The 3,323-nt window shown below is 58.9% G+C and carries 4 protein-coding genes; 2 read left to right on the top strand and 2 right to left on the bottom strand.

What is annotated here, in order from left to right:
- Positions 1-72: 72 nt before the first annotated feature.
- Positions 73-600 carry an NADH-quinone oxidoreductase subunit B family protein gene (locus tag AWB67_RS35355; protein ID WP_087660543.1) on the top strand — a complete coding sequence of 176 codons (528 nt, stop codon included), beginning with the start codon at positions 73-75 and terminating at the stop codon, positions 598-600.
- 110 nt (positions 601-710) lie between these two features.
- Positions 711-1,163 carry a hypothetical protein gene (locus AWB67_RS35350; RefSeq protein WP_235007895.1) on the top strand — a complete coding sequence of 151 codons (453 nt, stop codon included), beginning with the start codon at positions 711-713 and terminating at the stop codon, positions 1,161-1,163.
- Between the two features lie 266 nt (positions 1,164-1,429).
- Here AWB67_RS35350 and AWB67_RS35345 read toward each other — a convergent pair.
- Both AWB67_RS35345 and AWB67_RS35340 read right to left on the bottom strand, forming a co-directional pair.
- A protein-coding gene (locus tag AWB67_RS35345) for an IS5 family transposase (protein ID WP_374729774.1) occupies positions 1,430-2,169 on the bottom strand; the annotation gives its coding sequence in 2 pieces (ribosomal slippage) (positions 1,430-1,861 and positions 1,864-2,169; 738 coding nt in all).
- A gap of 335 nt (positions 2,170-2,504) precedes the next feature.
- Positions 2,505-3,323, bottom strand: an 819-nt coding sequence (locus AWB67_RS35340; protein ID WP_087660544.1) for an IS110 family RNA-guided transposase, incomplete at its 5' end; no start/stop codon positions are given.

Here is a 3,323-nt window from a genome sequence, read left to right as displayed (position 1 = left end):
CGGAAATATCGTTCCCGATTTCCCGCTGATCAACAAATCGTTCAATCTGAGCTACGCGGGACACGACCTGTAATGTGGCAACTACTCAAACAGATCGCGCGAACCGACACTCCTGATGAGCGCGTGCCCGAAGGCGATGACGCCTGGCGCACCGAAAGCCAGCGGATCCAGCAGGACATACTCGACGTGCTCGGCCGGGCGCTTTGCATCCGCGAGATCGATGCGGGCTCCTGCAACGGCTGCGAACTTGAAATCCAGGCGCTCAACAACCCGTACTACAACATCGAGGGTCTGGGTATCCGGTTCGTCGCCAGCCCCCGCCATGCGGACATGCTGCTGATCACCGGCCCGCTCACGCTGAACATGAAGGAAGCGGTACGCCGGGCGTACGAAGCAACGCCCCATCCCAAGCTGGTCGTCGCGGCCGGAGAGTGCGCCTCCACGTGCGGCATCTTCAAGGGCAGTTACGCGGTATGCGGGCCGCTGTCGAACCTGCTCCCCGTCGATGTCACCATACCGGGTTGTCCACCGCCGCCCATCGATATCCTGAGGGGCATTCTCGCCGCACTTCGGGTGAAACACACAACCCTTCCACGATGATCGGGGGCACCCATGTTCGTTGATCATGATCATGACGACGGGCGTCCCGCTGGTCGCCTGCATGATGACTAACCCGTTTGCGAAGGCGATGCTTTCCAGGACAACGAGCGATGAGCGAGCAACCGAACGGGCTGAAAGCAATCGGCACAGCCCTGATGCGCCGGGTATGGCCGCAGGTGCTTACGGTGATCGTTTTCATGGTGGCGATCAGCCTGCGCTTTCCGTGGTGGTTTGTGATGCTCTCGGCGCTCGTCAATGGCGCGGCCGTCGCATACCTCGCCCAATGCTTCGCGTCGCGGCCGTCCCGCCCGGCTGGCGACCCGTTGATCGGCACCGTTCTGATCGGCAGCGGACTGGCGTCGATCGCCCTGACGCTCAAGTGGTGGTTCGTGGAAAGGCAGCTAAAGCTCCCGCCCGGCATGCTCCTGCATCTGGCCGGACATACAGAGGCGACCTCCGATCCGGCATTGGCGTGGTCAAGCGTAATGACCCAATGGGCCTCGTGCTCGATCTTTCTCGTGATAGTGGGGGTGTGGGCGCTGGGCAGCCGGCGCGCAGCCTGAAAACCGCACGGCGGGCACCCTCTGCACGTGCGTTCCGCGCGAGCGAAAAAATGTTGCGCCAGTACGCGGGCGACAAAAATGCGCGGTCGCCAACGAGCGTCGGTGACGCGGGCGGCGCACCGGACTGACAGCAAGCTAAGCTCAAGCGACGACGAACGGCTAGGGAAGCGCTGATCGATAACCTTTTATGTCAATGAGGCTCTCGATCTGTTGTAAGCGCGCAATAAGCCCGCCCGTTGCATTGCGTTGCTAGGGCGTGTTGACAATTAGCAGATCCAGATGAATGCAGCGGCGAGCGCAACGAATGACGAGAAGCGCTCGGAGAGTTTGTCGTACCGGGTGGCGATTCGACGGAATTGCTTGATGCGACAGAAGAAATGTTCGACCAGATTTCGTGAGGCATAGAGATGCTCGTCCAAAGGGCGTTGGTCAAGGCGATTGGCGCGACTGGGGATGACGGCTTGAATACCCGTCGATTCCAGATGTTGCAGGATCGCGTTCGAAGCGTAGGCTTTGTCGGCAGCCAGACTGGCGGGTATCAGATCGTCGAGCAAAGGCAGCGCTTCGGGGCTGTCGCCCGCCTGACCGCCGGTCAGCCGAAAGCGTGCGAGCATGCCCAATCCATCGACCAGAGCATGAATCTTGGTGGTCAATCCGCCACGCGAGCGGCCGATCGCCTGATCGCCATTTTTTTGGGCGCGCCGGCGGCATGCTGGTGCGCCCGCACAATGGTGCTGTCGATGAAGACCTCCTCGAAGTCGGCATCGCCCGCAAGCTCAACAAATACGGTATGCCACACCTGCGCGCGAGACCATCTGGCGAAGCGTTTGTACACGCTGTTCCAAGCTCCGAAATCAGCAGGCAGATCACGCCATGGGCTGCCGGTGCGAGCAATCCACAGCACCGCCTCGACAAACTGTCGATTGTCCGCCGCTGTTCGACCCGCATCCGTGGCTTTGCCAGGCAGCAGTTGGGCAATCCGCGCGTATTGGTCATCGCTGAGCATTAACCTGGCATCCTGAATTTCCGCAAAAGACAGGATGTAAACAGATTTCTCCAAAAGTTAAGGAAGCTCTTATGTGGACGCCTCCCGGATTGCAAACAGTTCCACGATGTTGACTGGCAGGTTTAGGCAGCACGCTTATGTCCGGCCCCTTTGTGCAGGCTGGTATCTGCCTGCTGGCCCTAATGGAATTCGCTGGCGAGGTCCTCATCTGCAAATCGAACGCAATGGTTCATCTTCCTTATCGGGTTTTCCTCGCCCCGGTCCAACCTGTTAGCCATCATGCAGCACTTGCTTGCGCTCCTTGAAGAAGTTGTGAATGTTGTGAATCGTAACGTCTAAGCCGTTGCAGTGGGCGAAGCCTGATATTTTTCTGGTCGCGCCAGCACTGCCCAGATGGTTCTTGCCAACTTGTTGGCGACAGCGGCAACCGCTACGTTAAATGGTCTACGTTTGAGCAAACCGTCAACCCAATCGGATCGTTTGCCTTGAATGATCACGGAGCGGGCACCGTGCATTAGCAGCGTGCGTAAATAAGTGTCGCCCCGCTTGCTCAGACCCATCTGCCGAACCCGACCACCGGTGCCAGACTGTCGTGGCACGAGCTCCAGCCAAGCCGCGAACTCGCGACCGGATTTGAACGTGCGTACGTCGCCTATCGCCGCAACCGTTGCTGTTGCAGTTAAAAGCCCAACGCCGGGAATATCGGCAACCTTCTGGCAGTCCGGGTTGTCACGAAACAAGCTCGCAAGTCGCCGCTCCAGAACAGCCATCTCTCGATCAGTATCCTGGGCGCGAGCCCATTGTTCCCTTAAACTGTCAATGAGCATGGCTGGAAGGCGTTCAGCAGCGCGTGCAAGCGCGGCTGGAAACACTTTGCTGAAGGCCCGATAACCTTCCGGCAGGACCTCACCGAATTCATAGAGCAAGCCGCGCAACGCGTTGGTTTGCATAATGCGAAACTTCATCAATTGAGCTCGTACCCGATGTATCGCCAAAACGGTTTGCTGAGCTTCGCTTTTGACGGCAACGAAACGTGCCTCTGGCTGTTGAGCAGCAGTGCAGATCGCTCGCGCATCGGCCGCATCAGTCTTGTTCCGAAGTACGAAGGGGCGTACCGAGCGGGCAGATATGAGCCTCACCTCATGTCCAAGTGC

It is taken from the genome of Caballeronia terrestris (assembly GCF_001544515.1).
Taxonomy (GTDB): Bacteria; Pseudomonadota; Gammaproteobacteria; order Burkholderiales; family Burkholderiaceae; genus Caballeronia; species Caballeronia terrestris.
Note: the sequence above shows the minus strand (reverse complement) of the source record. Positions and strands in the feature narration are given on the sequence as shown.